General features: G+C 63.4%; 15 protein-coding genes and 1 pseudogene. 6 read left to right on the top strand and 10 right to left on the bottom strand.

Annotated features, from left to right (window positions below; translation table 11 throughout):
- The first annotated feature begins 4 nt into the window (after positions 1–4).
- Positions 5–832, top strand: a complete 828-nt coding sequence (locus tag H7J73_RS19025; protein WP_264069120.1) for a MetQ/NlpA family ABC transporter substrate-binding protein — start codon at positions 5–7, stop codon at positions 830–832.
- Positions 833–888: 56 nt separating this feature from the next.
- On the opposite strand, the gene H7J73_RS19020 is transcribed toward H7J73_RS19025, so the two are convergent.
- The 3 genes from H7J73_RS19020 to H7J73_RS19010 form a co-directional block, all read right to left on the bottom strand.
- Complete coding sequence (locus H7J73_RS19020; RefSeq protein ID WP_264069119.1) at positions 889–1524, bottom strand: TetR/AcrR family transcriptional regulator; 636 nt, start codon at positions 1522–1524, stop codon at positions 889–891.
- Between the two features lie 143 nt (positions 1525–1667).
- A complete protein-coding gene (locus H7J73_RS19015) occupies positions 1668–1892 on the bottom strand; it encodes an NAD(P)H-dependent oxidoreductase (RefSeq protein ID WP_264069118.1) in 225 nt (74 codons plus the stop codon).
- 177 nt (positions 1893–2069) lie between these two features.
- Positions 2070–3266: an MFS transporter gene (locus H7J73_RS19010; RefSeq protein ID WP_264069294.1), complete on the bottom strand. Its 1197-nt coding sequence runs from the start codon at positions 3264–3266 to the stop codon at positions 2070–2072.
- Between the two features lie 145 nt (positions 3267–3411).
- On the opposite strand from H7J73_RS19010, the gene H7J73_RS19005 reads away from it, so the two are divergent.
- Entirely contained in the window at positions 3412–3858 is a 447-nt protein-coding gene (locus H7J73_RS19005) for a MarR family winged helix-turn-helix transcriptional regulator (RefSeq protein WP_264069117.1), read from the top strand.
- A 193-nt stretch (positions 3859–4051) separates the two neighbouring features.
- Here H7J73_RS19005 and H7J73_RS19000 read toward each other — a convergent pair whose 3' ends face one another.
- Positions 4052–5302 carry a cytochrome P450 gene (locus tag H7J73_RS19000; RefSeq protein ID WP_264069116.1) on the bottom strand — a complete coding sequence of 417 codons (1251 nt, stop codon included), beginning with the start codon at positions 5300–5302 and terminating at the stop codon, positions 4052–4054.
- Between the two features lie 185 nt (positions 5303–5487).
- Between H7J73_RS19000 and H7J73_RS18995 the strand changes: the two genes are divergently transcribed.
- Positions 5488–8796, top strand: coding sequence for a LuxR C-terminal-related transcriptional regulator (locus tag H7J73_RS18995; RefSeq protein ID WP_264069115.1), 3309 nt, complete (start codon positions 5488–5490; stop codon positions 8794–8796).
- Positions 8797–8939: 143 nt separating this feature from the next.
- On the opposite strand, the gene H7J73_RS18990 is transcribed toward H7J73_RS18995, so the two are convergent.
- Positions 8940–9713 (bottom strand): SDR family oxidoreductase, encoded by a 774-nt coding sequence (locus tag H7J73_RS18990; protein WP_264069114.1) that lies wholly within the window; start codon positions 9711–9713, stop codon positions 8940–8942.
- Between the two features lie 105 nt (positions 9714–9818).
- Here H7J73_RS18990 and H7J73_RS18985 point away from each other — a divergent pair, with 105 nt between their 5' ends.
- Positions 9819–10673 carry a helix-turn-helix transcriptional regulator gene (locus H7J73_RS18985; RefSeq protein WP_264069113.1) on the top strand — a complete coding sequence of 285 codons (855 nt, stop codon included), beginning with the start codon at positions 9819–9821 and terminating at the stop codon, positions 10671–10673.
- A 187-nt stretch (positions 10674–10860) separates the two neighbouring features.
- On the opposite strand, the pseudogene H7J73_RS18980 reads toward H7J73_RS18985, so the two are convergent.
- Both H7J73_RS18980 and H7J73_RS18975 read right to left on the bottom strand, forming a co-directional pair.
- Positions 10861–11073 (bottom strand): annotated as a pseudogene (locus tag H7J73_RS18980) (transposase); the annotation flags it as partial.
- A 61-nt stretch (positions 11074–11134) separates the two neighbouring features.
- On the bottom strand, positions 11135–11374 hold the full coding sequence (locus H7J73_RS18975; protein WP_264069112.1) for a hypothetical protein: 240 nt from the start codon (positions 11372–11374) through the stop codon (positions 11135–11137).
- A gap of 7 nt (positions 11375–11381) precedes the next feature.
- Between H7J73_RS18975 and H7J73_RS18970 the strand changes: the two genes are divergently transcribed.
- Positions 11382–12341, top strand: coding sequence for a helix-turn-helix domain-containing protein (locus tag H7J73_RS18970; RefSeq protein ID WP_264069111.1), 960 nt, complete (start codon positions 11382–11384; stop codon positions 12339–12341).
- Between the two features lie 10 nt (positions 12342–12351).
- Positions 12352–12528, top strand: coding sequence for a hypothetical protein (locus tag H7J73_RS18965; protein WP_264069110.1), 177 nt, complete (start codon positions 12352–12354; stop codon positions 12526–12528).
- Between the two features lie 167 nt (positions 12529–12695).
- Here the strand turns inward: H7J73_RS18965 and H7J73_RS18960 are convergent, their stop codons facing one another.
- The 3 genes from H7J73_RS18960 to H7J73_RS18950 all read right to left on the bottom strand — a co-directional run bounded on the left by H7J73_RS18960 (position 12696) and on the right by H7J73_RS18950 (position 14624).
- Positions 12696–13031: a hypothetical protein gene (locus H7J73_RS18960; RefSeq protein WP_264069109.1), complete on the bottom strand. Its 336-nt coding sequence runs from the start codon at positions 13029–13031 to the stop codon at positions 12696–12698.
- A 355-nt stretch (positions 13032–13386) separates the two neighbouring features.
- Positions 13387–13815 (bottom strand): Rid family hydrolase, encoded by a 429-nt coding sequence (locus tag H7J73_RS18955; protein WP_264069293.1) that lies wholly within the window; start codon positions 13813–13815, stop codon positions 13387–13389.
- A gap of 98 nt (positions 13816–13913) precedes the next feature.
- Complete coding sequence (locus H7J73_RS18950) at positions 13914–14624, bottom strand: HD domain-containing protein (protein ID WP_264069108.1); 711 nt, start codon at positions 14622–14624, stop codon at positions 13914–13916.
- Positions 14625–14760: the final 136 nt, after the last annotated feature.

The following is a 14760-nucleotide window of genomic DNA, read 5'->3' as shown; positions in this document are numbered from 1 at the left end:
ACCCATGAGATACAAATCAATCGTTGCTGCCGTCCTGGCGGCCGTGTGCCTGCCCGCGATGGCAGGATGCTCCGAGGTCACCGGGGTTGGCGCGCAGAACGACGACAAGACCATCAGGTTCGTGTCGACGAACATCGCGCTCTACGAGGACACGACGAAGGTGCTTGCCGAAGAGGTCAAGAAGCGTGGTTACACCCTTGACTACAAGTTCATCACCGATGGACCCGCACTGAATTCAGCGGTGGAGAACGGGGAGGCCGACGCCACCTATCACCAACACGCCGCGTACCTCCAGTACTACGACCGCCAGTTCAAAGGCAATCTCGTGGCCGCCTTCGACGCCTTCACCGACCCGAGCGGACTGTTCTCCAAGAAGTGGAAGTCGATTCAGGACCTCCCAGACGGCGCGGTCGTCACTGCCCACATCGAGCCCGCGAACTTTTACCGACCGTTCCTCATGCTTCAAGACGCCGGACTGATCAAGCTGCGTCCAGGCGTCGACCCCCTCTCCATCACCGAAAGCGACATCATTGACAATCCGCGCCACATCAAGATCCAGGGCCTGGACTACGCCCTGCTACCGAAGGCGCTCGACGACGCTGACGCCGGATTCCTTTACGCGTCTCAGGCCGCCGACATTGGAATCGACTTCCACACCGCGCTGGTCACCGAGTCCAAGCAAAACCAGTCACCTGACGTGATTGCGGTCAAGAACGGCCAGCAGGACACCGAGAAGATCAAGGTGCTGAAGGAGTCCTATCAGACCGACGAAGTCAAGAAGCAGCTGGTCGAGTCGTTCGGCGGCAAAGAGGTGGTCATACCTGCCTGGTGATGACCGAGTAGGTCATCCGTTTGGGCGGTTGAGGGGTTCTTTTCGACGGGCATTGTTCACCTTTCGGTTCGAATCGTCGGAGCAGTTTGTTGCAGTGACTGGCACAGTGGCAGCAGCGCGAGTACAGGCAATTGCAAGTGCGATGAGGGGATCGCGGGGTTCGGCGCAATTGGCGAGAACCGCACGGTCGACTGCAGTCGTAATGCCGGCCACGGCATACCCTGCTGCCAGGTCGGCGGTTGCAACGTCATCATGGGCCCCGGCGTCGAGCAGTAATTGCCGGAGGTCGTCGATGAGGACGTTGTCGGAGGCGGCTTCTCGGCTTGTCGGCTTGTCGGCGACCATCCGTAGAAGAGTGCGTCGTGCAGTGGTCGCTCGTCGAGGTAGGCGTTAACCAGGGCAGTCGTCCACGACGACAAGGCATCGTCCAGTCCGACTGTGCTCGTCCTGGCCAGTCGGGCCTTGTCGCGAATAGATGTACTGAAGCGCTGTTCGAGTGCGCACAGTAGGTCGTCTTTGGATTTGAAGTGGTGGTAGACGGCACCTTTCGAGACTCCTGCATGTGCTGCGACGTCATCGATGCACGTGCCGGTGACACCGTGCTCGATGATGAGTTCAGAAGCGGCGTCGAGCAGCATCGCCCGTCGCTGGGCAGCGGGGAGGTTGCGCTTGACTGGGTTGGCCGTCGTCATCGCGACACCACTGGGAGGTGAAGGCGCGTCCACTGCTCGAAGCGTTCCAGGAAGCCGCCAAGAAGCGTCTCCACCGATTTCGATTGCAGTCGCCCATCGTCGTCGAATATCTCGTAGCTGCCACCGAGGTAGGCCTCGGGCTGTTACAGGGTCGGCATGTCGAGGAACACCAACGATTGGCGTAGGTGGTGGTTGGCGCCAAAGGCACCCAACCGCCCCGGAGACAGACTGATGATGCCCGCGGGCCGACCGGCGAAAGCGTTGGCGCCATGTGGGGCAGACCCGACGTCCACCGCGTTCTTCAAGGGCGCTGGCACGGATCTGTTGTATTCCGGGGTAACGAACAGCAACGCATCACGTGCACGCACCTGGTCACGACTTCGCCAAGAAGGTCCATCGCGGTGAACTCAGGATCAGGGAGCTGAGACTTGCAGGACAACATCGTTGGAGGATGTATCGGATGATCAGTCCGCCCGCGGAATCGTAAACCGTCGGGCTTGCTGAAGCCCCAAATTTGCTTGTAGCAACGGTCCGGGAGAACCCAGCTATGGGGTGGCGGGGGTCGCTACAGTCGGATCAGCATTGTGCAGTGGGGAGTTGCGGGAACGGTCCAGCCCAGTGGCGCCTAACAGCACCACCAGCCCGATCGCAGTGACCACGGCGCCCATCCAGATCGGCGAGGTGAAGCCGAATCCGGCGGCGATGGTGAGCCCGCCCAACCAGGCGCCCAGGGCGTTGCCGACGTTGAACGCCGCGATGTTGGCACCTGAAGCGAGCGTAGGTGCACTGGAGGCGTAGTTCATGATGCGCATCTGCAGCCCTGGCACCGTGGCGAAGCCAAAGGAACCCATTAGGAACAGCGCGATGATCGTCGTCACCTTGTATTGCGCGGTCGCGGCGAATGCCACCAGCACCACGGCGAGCAATACCAGGATCCAGATCAGCGCTGGAGTGAGCGCTCGGTCGGCAGCCTTGGCGCCCAACGTATTTCCCACTAGCAGGCCCACTCCGAACAGGACCAGCAGCCACGGAACGCTCGTTGATGCGAAACCGCTGACCTCGGTGAGAGTGAATGCGATGTAGGTGAAGGCGCCGAACATGCCGCCGTAGCCGAGGATGGTGATGGCGATCGACAGCCAGACCTGCGGGTGGCGGAACGCGCCCAGTTCAGTTCGCAGGCCTCCGCTGGTGTTGTGTTCGATGTGCGGCACCAGTATCGCGATGCCGATCATGGCGATGATGCCGACGATCGTGATCGCCCAGAAGGTCGAACGCCAACCCAGCTGTTGGCCCAGTAGGGTGCCCAGTGGCACCCCCAGCACGTTGGCGATGGTCAGCCCCGCGAACATCATCGCGATGGCGCCGGCGCGCTTGTTCTCCGCAACCAGGTCGGCCGCAACTACCGAGCCGATCCCGAAGAACGCGCCGTGGCACAACGCCGCGACGATGCGACCGGTCAGCATCATCTCGTAGCTGGACGCCAGCGCCGACATCAGGTTGCCGACGATGAACAGCACCATCAGCCCCAGCAGGACCTTCTTCCGATCGAGGCGGGTGACCGCTGCCGTGAGTGCGACGGCGCCGACCGCGACCGATAGGGCATATCCGGAGATCAGGTATCCGGCGGTCGCCTCGCTCACCGCGAAATCGGCGGCAACCTCCGGGAGCAGGCCCATGATGACAAACTCGGTCAGGCCGATCCCGAAACCACCCATAGCCAGGGCAATGAGACCCAGAGGCATCGTTGACATTTCCTTCACAATAAGGCGCGCTAGCGGATTGCTGGCGTCTGCAGATATTGCATACGCGCGGCAATAATATTGCATACGCCGTATAAAGGCGCAAGCTGGTAATGTGTGACCTGGTTCATCGATCGAGGAGATGCACGTGGGGATTGCCGACGACGCCGTCGAGATCCGGTCGCAGGGCTGGCGCACCCTCGCCGCCCTGTATGGCGCGCTCGATACCGATCTGGAGCGTGCACTGCAGCGCGGTCATGAGCTGTCCGTCGTCGAGTACACCGTGTTGGACGCCTTGAGCCGCCAGGACGGATGGCATATGCGGATGACCCAGCTCGCCCGGGCGGCCGCGCTGAGCAGCAGTGCCACTACCCGACTGGTCAATCGACTAGAGGACAGGGGATTGCTGATCAGGATCCTGTGCGCGGACGACCGTCGCGGGATCTACACCGAACTGACAGCGTCAGGGCGTGAATTACTCGACGCCGCACGACCTACGCATGATGCCACCCTGGAGGCGTCCCTCGCACGGGCACGCGAGGTTCCAGAATTGGCCCCACTTGTCCACGCACTCAACGAAATCCATGCGACATGAGCTCGATCGGCAATGACTGCGGTGTGGCATGCCCCGCGCCGTAGGCGACGGCGACCCCTGACCAATTGGAGTGCCTATGGTGGAGAGCACTGTCGGCGCGAGGTCCGGGAGACGGCGGGCGTAACCGAAGGTCAGACCGCCATGATCGGGCAGAAGAGTTGGGAACCTGCATGCGCCCCAATGGAAATGCGTGCTAATCGGAGCGTGAAATCAGTCCCGCGCACTGAGTGGCGACGGGCAGTGTGACCGGTCCGGTGACGCCGGTGATGGCCTTCCACGGCGCCGGCCCGGTGCGGTGTAGCGCAGTGAAGCGGCTGGTGAAGACCTGCAGGGCGGCGGTGAGTTCGAGGCGGGCCAGGTGAGAACCGAGGCAGTAGTGGGTGCCGCCGCCAAAGGTGAGGACCGGGGCAACGCCTCGGCGGGTGATGTCGAGTTGATCAGGTTTGTCGAAGACTCCGGAGTCGCGGTTGGCGGCGGCGGTGTTGGCGACGACGAGGGTTCCGGCGGGGATGGTGACGTCGGCCAGTTCGACGTCTTCGGTGGCGCTGCGTATGGTGCCGAAGCTCACCGGGTAGTAGCGGATGAGTTCCTCGACGGCCTGGGGAGCGAGTTCGGGTTGCCGGGCGAGCAGGGCCCACTGCTCGGGGTGGTCGCACAGGCATTGAATGGCAGCGGCGAGCTGGTTGCGGGTGGTATCGGTTCCGGCGGCAAGCAGGGCTCCGGCGAGCATCAACAGTTCGTCGCGGGTGAGTCTGTCGCCGTCGTCCTCGGCGCGGATGAGTTCGGAGATGAGGTCGTCGGTGAGGGTGTTTCGCCGGTGGGCCACCATGTGATCGAGGTAGGCGTCGAGTTGGTCCCAGGCGGCGGTGATCACGGGTTCGTCGTCGGCGACATTCCAGTCGAAGATCTTCATGATGTCGTCGGACCAGGCGGTGAACAGGTGCCAGTCCTGTGGTGGTGCGCCGAGTAGGGCGCAGATGATCGGGGTCGGGTAGCGGCGGGAGACGTCGCTCACCACGTCCCCGCCGCCTGCCTCGGCAAGGGCGGAGACAAGTTCGGTGATCGTGGTGCTGATCAGCGACTGCAGCCGGGCGGTCGCCCTGGGGGAGAAGGCTTTGGCGACCAGTCGGCGCAGCCGGTGGTGGGCGTCACCGTCGAGGCTCAGAATGTTGGTGCTCGCCCGGTGCCACAGCGATCCGGAGGTGATTCCCTGGGCGTCCAGTCCGAGGCCGCGGGGCATAGCGAAGCGTGGGTCGCACAACACCGTATGGACCAGCTCGTAGTGCAGCACCTCAGGCCCATAGGGGCCCAGGGCGATCGGTGTTTGCCGGCGGGCTCGCGCGATGCGGGCGTGAGCCTCGTCGGGGTCGGTCAGGTGTTGGTATTCGACGGTGGGGAGGCCGGCGTCGAACACGTTGGGGTACCGGCTGCTCGCGGTGGTCATGATGAGATCTCCTTCAGATGCGGACGCCTTCGACCGTCCGACAAGTGGGACGACAAAACATCCGCCGCAATGCGTAGGCGGGGTAGTTCGGGGGTCGTATCTCTGGTGCGTGCGCACCGTGCCGGCGCAGATGTACGCGGTTATGCCGATGTTGTGCTGTTCGGCTGCCGTCGAAGCTGGTGAGCGTGCATGATTACGCGGAGATTGCGCCGCTGGACTGGAGCGAGCTGGCCGTGAGCGAGTTGCCCACTGGAACCGTGACGTTGCTGCTGGCTGACATCGAAGGGTCCACCCGGTTGTGGGAGACCCGACGGCTGGACATGGCCGCCGCCATCGAACGACTCAATGCGATCGTCTCGGAACTGGTAGCGGCCCACGGTGGGGTGCGCCCCCTCGAACAGGGCGAGGGTGACAGTTTCGTTGTTGCGTTCGCCAAAGCCAGCGACGCGGTGGCCTGTGCGCTGGCGCTGCAGCGAGCGCCGGTGGAGCCGACCAGGTTGCGCATCGGGTTGCATACCGGCGAGATCCAGTTGCGCGACGAAGCCAACTACGCTGGGCCGACCATCAACCGCGCCGCACGGCTCCGCGACCTCGCCCACGGCGGCCAGACCGTGTTGTCCGGGGCCACCGAGGCGATGGTCCTCGATCGGCTGCCCGAAGATGCCTGGCTGGCGGACCTGGGCTCGCACGTGTTGCGCGACCTGCCGCGCCAGGAACGGGTGCTCCAACTCAATCACCCCGATGTGCGCGTGGAGTTTCCGCCCCTGCGCGTCACCCCCGTATTGCGCAGGTCGCGGCTTCCGGTGCAGTTGACCAGTTTCGTGGGCCGCGCCGAGCAGGTGGTCCAAGTTGGAGAACTGTTGGGGGACAACAGGTTGGTAACCTTGACCGGCGCCGGCGGCGCGGGCAAGACGCGGCTGGCGATTCGCGTCGCTGCTGAGGCGGAGGCTGATTTCGACGGCGAGGTGTTCTTCGTCGATCTGGCCCCGATCACTGATCCCGCTGTCGTCCCGGTCAGTGTCGCACGCAGCCTCGAGCTGACCGACCAGCCCGGCCGCACCACCACGGAGACCATCCAGAAGTTCGTCAGAGACCGCAAACTACTTGTAGTACTGGATAATTGCGAGCATCTGCTGGATGCCATCGGCGCCCTGGCCGTCGATATCCTGCACGCCGGCGCGCAGGTCAGCGTGTTGGCGACCAGCCGCGAACCGATCGGAATCCCCGGTGAGCTGACCTGGCGGGTGCCTTCCCTGTCAACCGACGACGAGGCCGTGGAATTGTTCGTCGACCGCGCCCGCCGCGCCAGATCCGACTTCTGCACCACGGCAGCGCAGTCGACAACAGTCACCGAGATCTGCCGCCGCCTCGACGGCATGCCGCTGGCGATCGAACTGGCCGCCGCCCGCACCCGAACCCTCGCGCTCCCGCAGATCCTCGAAAGCCTGCGCACCAGTTTTCGTGTTCTCACCGGCGGGGCCCGCACCGCGGTGCGCCGGCAGCAGACGCTCTCGGCCTCCATCGACTGGTCACACTCGCTGCTCACCGACCCGGAGCAAGTTCTGCTGCGCCGCCTGGCCGCGTTCGCCGGTGGGTTCGATCTCGATGCCGCCCATACAGTCGGTGCAGGCACCGATACCGAACGCGCCCAGCTCATCGACGTTCTCGGGCTGCTGGTCGACAAATCCCTCGTCGTCGCCGACGACTCCGGGGGCGACATGCGCTACCGCCTGCTCGAAACCGTCCGGCAATACAGCATGGAAAGACTCGCGGCGTCCGGCGAAGCAGACGTCATTCGCACCCGCCACCGTGACCACTACGCCGTCACCGCGGCCGCGCAGGAATCACAGACGAACGGCGAACCGACGCAGTTGGTTTCGTGGGCAGAGATCGAGATGGACAACCTGCGAGCGGCTTACGGGTGGAGTTGCGAGATCGCCGACTTCGCCACCGCGTTGACCATGTTGTCGTCACTGCAGCGAGTCTGGTTGACCCGCAGTCGCTTTCGGGAGGGACTGGCCGGATTCGAATCGGTCTTCGCCGATGAACGCTACCGCGATGAGGATATGGATCCGGCAACCTGGGTGCGCGCCGTCGCCGATGCCGCACATTTGGCGGTGTGGCTCAACACCGAATCGCCGGAGAGCGGCTCCCGTGCTGATGTCGCCGTCGCCGCCGCCCGAGAGACCGGTGATCAGCATCTGATCGCCCGCGCCCTGATGGGCAGCGGCATGCTCAGCTTCGACCGACCCGAACTGGGCGGGTCGTACCTCGCCGAAGCGGTCGAACGTGCGAGGACGTCGGGCGACCAGTCGACGCTGTGCCAAGCCCTCGGCTATCAGACCTTTTACGGTGTCACCGCCGGTGCACCTGGCGAAGCGCGAATCGCCGGCGAGAACGGCCGTGAGGCCGCCGACCTCATCGGCGACCGCTTCATGTCCCGGTACAGCCGGGTGTTTCTCGCCAATGCCCTCAGTCACCTGGGGACCCACGTGCTCGATGCCATCCGAGTTGCGCAGGACGTGATCGACGAGGCCCGTGCCGACGCGGACCGCGCAATGGAAGCATTCGGATTGATGACGCTCGGCCATTCGTTGGTCAGTACCGGTAGCGCCGAAGCAGGCGAGTCTGCGGCCGCGATGGCATTGGATATCGGAGCGCGGATGGGTGGTTTTCACGAGGACAGCGCCTATGTCGTCTTGGCTCTGGCTGCTCTGGGACGCGGCGATGCTGTACAGGCCAAGTCGGCGTGCGAGGCGGCACTGCAGCACACCTATGCGCGCAAGGAACTGTTCATTCGCAGCCTCCTGCCGATGGCGGAGGCTGTGATGTGCTGCGGTGACCTCGCTGCCGCCCGCCGCTGGGCGGACGACTCGGTGGCAGTCGTGCCTGGCGCGTACCAGGTGTGGGCGCTGGCGGCGCGCGCCCGGGTCGCGATCGCCCAGGGCGAGCCCGACCAGGCTGAACGTGACGCGTACAAGGCGCTGGCGGTTGCTTCGACTACCGGTGGCTACCTCCGCGTCCCCGATGTGTTCGAATGCCTGGCGGCCGTGGATGTCTCACGGCGCCCGCTACACGCAGCACGTCTCTACGGCGCGGCGCACGGGATCCGGCAACGGCACCACGAAGCGCGCCTCACCGTCTTTCAGGAGGCGTACGACGCGGTGGTGACGGCAGTCCGTGCCGCGCTGGGGCCGGACGTCTTCGAAGCCGCCTGGTCGGACGGGCAAGCGTTGAGCACGACCGGGGCGATCGCGTTCGCACAGCGCGGTCGCGGCGAACGCGGGCGGCCGGCCAGCGGCTGGGAATCTCTGACCCCGACCGAACACGACGTCGTGCGGTTGGTGAGCGAAGGTCTTGCCAACAAAGACATCGCCGCACGGCTGTTCATCTCCCCGCGCACCGTGCAGACCCACCTCACCCACGTCTACCGCAAGCTCGACGTGTCCTCCCGCGTGCAGCTTGTCCAAGAAGCAGCCAGGCACAAACGTTGAGAGGTCGTTGCGTTCATGCAACAGCGTGTGACTGAGCTGGGTGACGGCGAAGACCTACACCAGGTCGAAAAACAACTCGGCCGTGCTGACCTCCGGTAGTTCGCTGCGGTCACGTAGCGAACTACCGGTGTGATCGGCCATGGCTAGCGGGTGGTGTACCCGCCGTTGGCAAGGATCGTCTGCCCGGTGATCCACCATCCTTCGCTGACCAAGAATCGCACCAGCGGCACGATGTCCTTCGGGTCGGTCAGTCCGGTTTCGGTGAACTTCGACAGGTCTGCGGCATTCTGGTTGTACTCCGCGGACTCCTTGGTCTCCTGGCCGTAGAAGAACGGCGTCTCCATGGGGCCGGGTGCCACCGCGTTGACCGAGATCCCTCGCGCCCCAAACTCTTTGGACGCCGCCCTGGTGAAGTGTTCGACGGGTGCTTTCGATCCGGCGTAGATCGAATACAAACCGGTGTAGGCCGACAACAGCGAGGTCACCACGGTCAGCAGCTTCCCGCGTTCCGAGAGCTGCTCTCCGGCCTGCTGAATGAAGAACAGCGCCGTCTTGGCGTTGATCGCGAAGATCTTGTCATAGTCCTCTTCGGTGATCTCCGGTAGTGGCTTCTTGACGACCATGCCGGTGGTGTTGATCGCGATGTCGATCGACCCCATCGCGGCCTTGGCGTCGGCGAACAACTTCACCACCGCCGCTGCACCGGTGAGATCAGCCTGAAGCAAATGCGCGCTCGCTCCCGCCCCTTCGATGGCCGAAGCGGTTTCTTCAGCGGCCGCGCGGGTCGACTCGCTGTTGTAATGCACCGCTACAGCCCGCGCTCCATGCTCTGCGAGGTCACGGGAGATCAGTCCGCCCAGGTTCTTCGCCCCGCCGGCGATCAGCACATTTTTGCTGGTGATGGTGTTCGCAGTCATAGTCGCTCCTTCTTCGATTTGCGGCGGGAACGATATCGTGGCGCAATCATTGGGTACCTTCGAAAAATCGGTGACTTTCGAACAGTCCGCAGTAGAGGCAACAAAATGCAGGTGTGGGACGGGCAACGCGAACGCAGCGACCGCGCTGTGGTGTCGGCGCGTGGTGTGCAGCTGCAGGGTCTGGACTTCCGCTTTGTTGCGGAAACGGTCACCAAGCCCACCGACTGGTGCTTCCAGGAACCTCACCACGTCTTCGTCATCCATCGGCGTGGCAATCTCACATCCATGGAGATCGATTTCCAAAGTGGCCCATCAGGTCGGTGCCTTCCCCGCGTGGGCGACGTGTGGGTTATTCCCGCCGAGCATCGCTACGCAGCTCTGGCCCAAGGCGCTATGGTCAGTTTTTGCGAAATCGCAGTTCCCACAGAAGTGTTCGGCGACCGCGAGCTGATACCCCGGGTGGGCTATGCGGACATACTGCTGCACCGCTTGGTGGAACGTCTCGCCGGCCTGATCCACCAGGACGGCGCGGCGGCCACGTTGTTTCGCCAGTCACTGGCCGAGACCGTGCAGTTGCACATCGCTGAGCATTACCCGGCTCAACCCAGACCTACGCGCCCCGCCAATGTCGAACATGACCTCGATCAGCGCGCCCAACAGATCGTCATCGACTACCTCCATTCCGAGCTGGACAGCCGTATCGATCTCGACGAACTGGCAGCGACGGTGGATATGACGGCCAGCCGATTCCTGTCCGCGTTCGCGGCGGCTTTCGGGACAACTCCCCACCAGTACCTGATCGAACAGCGCATCGCGCGGGCAAAGGCCCTCTTGTCGGCGACAGCGGCCAGTATCACCGACATCAGCATGAGCGTGGGCTTTTCCACCCCAAGTCATTTCGCTACCACCTTCAAGCAGCGCGTCGGCGTCACCCCCACCGTCTACCGAAACAACAGCTAACCCTGAACGTACGAGCGCCGGGCTGGCGAATCAGTCCGCCCCTGCCTGATATCGACGATCTCGTGGGCTCACAGTCTTACGATCGCCTTTCCTCCAAGGCGCGCATCGCCCGCCGAAGGTGCGGCGGAAGGGGCTGTCCGATAAGCGGTGGATCTGATCCTGGCATTGGTTAGTTGCCAGTCGGAGTGATCCGGCCGTTTCGCCGCGCTGCTCGCAACTCTGTTGATTCGCTCGTCGGGACACCGGGACGCACCCCGCGGTCGATGTCGTCCTGCTTGATCCAATTCGACAGCGTGACCGGGTGGATACTCAGATCGTCGGCGGTCTGTTTCTGCGGCGTGCCGGCGCGCACGAGCGCGATCGCGCGGGCACGGAACTCGGCCGGATACGGGTGTGGCACAACAGTCGGCCTTTCGTAAAGGCCGTCCGATAGTCACCGCATCTGGAACCCGAAAGGTAGGTCAGGTCAGGTTGAGAACCCCGGAGGCCGGATACTCGAAGCAACCATTGACCGGCTCAACAACCACGCCCGCATCGCCTTGATACCCCTGTAGGTCCGATGCCACCTCGGAAACCCTGTGCAGGAGTTGCCGCGGGTGGGTTGCCGTGGCGGCTTCGGCGCGACCGCCGAGAAATTGGCCGAATTCTGACGATGTTAGGCAGAACAGCCACTGGTCTGCTCGGTGCCGATCGGCCAGCATCACTTCGATGGATAACCACCGCATCGCAGTCGTGGCCCTCGACGGTGTCACTGCACTGGATCTCGCGATCCCGCTGGACGTCTTCACGGTGCAGCCCGGTCTTCCGTATGACGTGAGGGTCTGTGGGATAGGCGACCGCGTCACGGCTTCATCCGGCCTGATCATGGCGATCGACCACGGGCTGGACATCATGGACGAAGCCGACACCGTGATCGTGGCTGGTTATCAACCCGTTCAGCGCCCCGTGCCTGCCCCCGTGCTTGATGGCCTAGTTACCACTATGGCGCGAGGAGCCAGAGTGGCGTCGATCTGCACCGGCGCATTCGCGCTGGCGGCCGCGGGCCTTCTCGACGGTCGACGGGCCACCACCCATTGGCAGCATCTCGGGGAATTGGAGGCACAGTTTCCCTTCGTGCAGATAGATCGGGATGTCCTGTACGTCGACAACGGCAGCGTGCTCACCGCGGCCGGCATGTGTTGTGGCATCGATCTGTGCTTGCATCTGGTGATGCGCGATCTCGGCGCAACCACGGCGAATCGGGTGGCGCGCGCGTTGGTGGCTCCGCCCCATCGCGAGGGAGGCCAGGCGCAGTTTGTTCCCGCGGCGGTCGCTGTAGTCGGAGAGTCGTCGTTAGCAGCCACGCGGGCATGGGGATTGAACCATCTCGCCGATCCGATCACCGTGTCAGAAATGGCCAAGCACGCTCGGATGTCTGTGCGGACCTTCATGCGACGCTTCAGTGACGAGACGGGTACCACTCCGTTGCAGTGGCTGGTCAACGCACGCATCACCGCAGCCCGAGAATTGCTTGAAACTACCGACTATTCGATTGACCGGGTCGCTCAGGACTCAGGGCTCGGCTCGGCTGCGAATCTTCGACTGCATTTTCGTCGTAGCTTGGCCACGACCCCGACGGCATACCGACAAACCTTCTCCTGCGACTACGGCACCGCAGCGGCGGTCTGAGCCAAGTCGGATGCCCGGTCCTCGGGCCGTGCAGCAGCGCGCCATCCTGGCTTACGGCGGTCCAATAGCGGCGGCCGATGCCTTCTCGGCGTGGAACGTACCGGTCCTCATTCCCGACCGCTACCGAGTGGCCGCTACGGTGAAACTTCTTGAGAAGCGACTCTGCTCGACGGTCAGCAACCTGTGAGATCTTGTCTGCCGATCAGGGCGCGCTCGTGGGATCCGGTGACCATGCGCCCAAGGCTCTTGGATGCCAGATCGTCCAGGTGCTGGTTGTGTAGCGCCGTTTCGTGGCTTCCGGGCCGCAGGGGCTCGCAATTCTGCCCATGCTGCAACGAGCCGAATCTGTTCGCGCTAGGGGGCGGATGCCATTTGTTCGAGTCCTTCGGTGCGAAAGGTTCCGCCAACGTAGCCAAGATCGGCACCATTGCTGGTCGTGAATTCCCTTCCGATCATACGAACTATCGCTCGTGTCAGTGGCGGATCGCCCTCCTCCGAGCGTAGGGAAGCGGCGATCTCCATGAACCGTCCCAGGGCGAATGCGACCTGGTAGGGAACTGATCGGAGGCTATCGATCGAGAGACCCTGGATGTCTGCAAGCGCGGCGATGAACTGACGAAACGTGATCAATTCTCGATCATTGATGAGGTAGGCGCGCCCACCCGCGCCGCCGCCGAGTGCTAGTTGCACGGCTTCGACGAAATTATCGACATGACATGTGCTAAACGGGTAGTCACCGCGGTCGATAAGCGCGAACCGCTCGGTTTGAATGCGCTCGGGAATCTCACGGCTGAACGAGTCGGTTGCCCCAGATTGCCGAAGGACGCAGTGCAACTGCCTGGGGTGTCGAAGAATTCAGGTTTGGACATTCGGGTGCGTCCTTTCGTTGTCACGTTCGAGGATCTGGAGCGCAGTTCAGGACTCCGGGTCGCCGAGGCTGCGTCCGGGCGTCGGCGCGGTGATTCACGAATAGGATTGCGGCCGAGACGCTCTCGGATCATGCTGAAGTTTCCACGTCGAGCGGCAACCGATGGGCCGGCGTCTGCTAGTCGCTACCGGACCCGATGATGGCTTCCACTTCGACCTCGATGTTCATCTCAGCCAGCCCCAGCGCTTTCACGCCGATCGCGGTCCACAGCGGCAGGTGCTTGCCGGCCCGCTTCCGAAACTGACCGACGACCGCGCCCAGGTGCTCGTCGCCGATCGAATCATCCTGGGTAGGCACGTGGTAAGTGCGCACGCTGACGACGTCCTGCCAGGTCGCCCCAGCGGCGGCCAGAGTCCGTTCCACGTTGTCAAAGGCCTTGTCAATCTCAGCTTCCAGGGAGTCGGCTGAGACGGCCTGGTCATCATCCCATCCGCCCTGGCCGGAGATGTTGACGCGATCCCCGATCCGCACGGCCTGGCTATAGCTGTAGTTGGTACGCACGAGTTCGCCGTAGCCGGGAGTATCAAAGAATTCGGGCTTGGACATGGAGGTGGTTCCCTTCGTCGTTACTTTGAATGGTGTGAGGTGCGGCATTGCATCGACAGCTTGCCAAGACCCGTCTCGACGAGACCGGTACGCGGTAATCAGTTGCCCCACCGTGAACCGCCGTCGGCGATGAGCTTTTCAGCGAAGGTGGCGCCGAACTCGCGCCGCTCGCGCAGGACCTCGCCCGGTGGGGTGTAGCGCGGGGCGTTGTCAGGATTGGCGGCAGCGTGATCCGCGACTGCGTCTATGACCGAGGTGGCCATGTCGAACCGCGGATAGGCATCATTGATTACAGCCCCGATCTGCAGGGGCACCGCAGCCAGGTGCGAATCCGGCAGGCCCAGTACTCCGCCGAAGTCGATGGCTACGCCCTGATATGTCAGCGATGTCAGCGCGCCCATGCGCTCGGGGATGACCGCGGTGTTATGCAGCGCGATCGCTTGCCAGACAGCATCGACCTTCTTGGCCTCTAGTCCTTGGCCGCTGAGGAACTCGGCGGCGCGGTCGGCGCCATCGACCTCGAAACGCGTGTCCCTCTTCGCGAGAGGCGACAGACCGACATCGTGCAGGACGCAGGAAAGATACAGCAGTTCTTCATCGAAATCTTCACCTGACACGAGGCCGACGTGCGGGGCGAGTAACCGAGCGAAAAGGAAACTTCGCACACTGTGATTGGCGATGGCCTGTGTTTCTGCACCTTGCACGAGCGCCAGGGCCGCTACTGCCAGCGGCGTGCCCGGCAGGGTCACCAGACCGCCGTCGTCGGTGAGCGTTTCCTTTTGTGATGGAACAGGATTCGTCAATGTCATACGAAGAGTGTGCAGTGATCTCAGCAGGCGAAGCCAGAGTCAGAATTGCCGGTTGTAGAGAGGTTTCTGCCAAATCGGGACGTGGATCGCTCCCTGCGTTGGCGGGTACTTTGTTCCTCGACGAGCATCGCTGTGC

The organism is Mycolicibacterium komossense, assembly GCF_025822605.1.
GTDB lineage: Bacteria > Actinomycetota > Actinomycetes > Mycobacteriales > Mycobacteriaceae > Mycobacterium > Mycobacterium komossense.
Note: the sequence above shows the minus strand (reverse complement) of the source record. Positions and strands in the feature narration are given on the sequence as shown.

What these genes read in the sequence shown, in the direction of transcription:
- H7J73_RS19025 (WP_264069120.1), top strand. Translation starts at nt 5, where the DNA reads ATGAGATACAAATCAATCGTTGCTGCCGTCCTGGCGGCCGTGTGCCTG.
- H7J73_RS19000 (WP_264069116.1), bottom strand. Translation starts at nt 5,302, where the DNA reads ATGACCACCGCGAGCAGCCGGTACCCCAACGTGTTCGACGCCGGCCTC.
- H7J73_RS18985 (WP_264069113.1), top strand. Translation starts at nt 9,819, where the DNA reads ATGCAGGTGTGGGACGGGCAACGCGAACGCAGCGACCGCGCTGTGGTG.
- H7J73_RS18950 (WP_264069108.1), bottom strand. Translation starts at nt 14,624, where the DNA reads ATGACATTGACGAATCCTGTTCCATCACAAAAGGAAACGCTCACCGAC.
- H7J73_RS18975 (WP_264069112.1), bottom strand. Translation starts at nt 11,374, where the DNA reads ATGCTGGCCGATCGGCACCGAGCAGACCAGTGGCTGTTCTGCCTAACA.
- H7J73_RS18990 (WP_264069114.1), bottom strand. Translation starts at nt 9,713, where the DNA reads ATGACTGCGAACACCATCACCAGCAAAAATGTGCTGATCGCCGGCGGG.
- H7J73_RS18955 (WP_264069293.1), bottom strand. Translation starts at nt 13,815, where the DNA reads ATGTCCAAGCCCGAATTCTTTGATACTCCCGGCTACGGCGAACTCGTG.
- H7J73_RS18965 (WP_264069110.1), top strand. Translation starts at nt 12,352, where the DNA reads ATGCCCGGTCCTCGGGCCGTGCAGCAGCGCGCCATCCTGGCTTACGGC.
- H7J73_RS18970 (WP_264069111.1), top strand. Translation starts at nt 11,382, where the DNA reads ATGGATAACCACCGCATCGCAGTCGTGGCCCTCGACGGTGTCACTGCA.
- H7J73_RS19010 (WP_264069294.1), bottom strand. Translation starts at nt 3,266, where the DNA reads ATGCCTCTGGGTCTCATTGCCCTGGCTATGGGTGGTTTCGGGATCGGC.
- H7J73_RS19020 (WP_264069119.1), bottom strand. Translation starts at nt 1,524, where the DNA reads ATGACGACGGCCAACCCAGTCAAGCGCAACCTCCCCGCTGCCCAGCGA.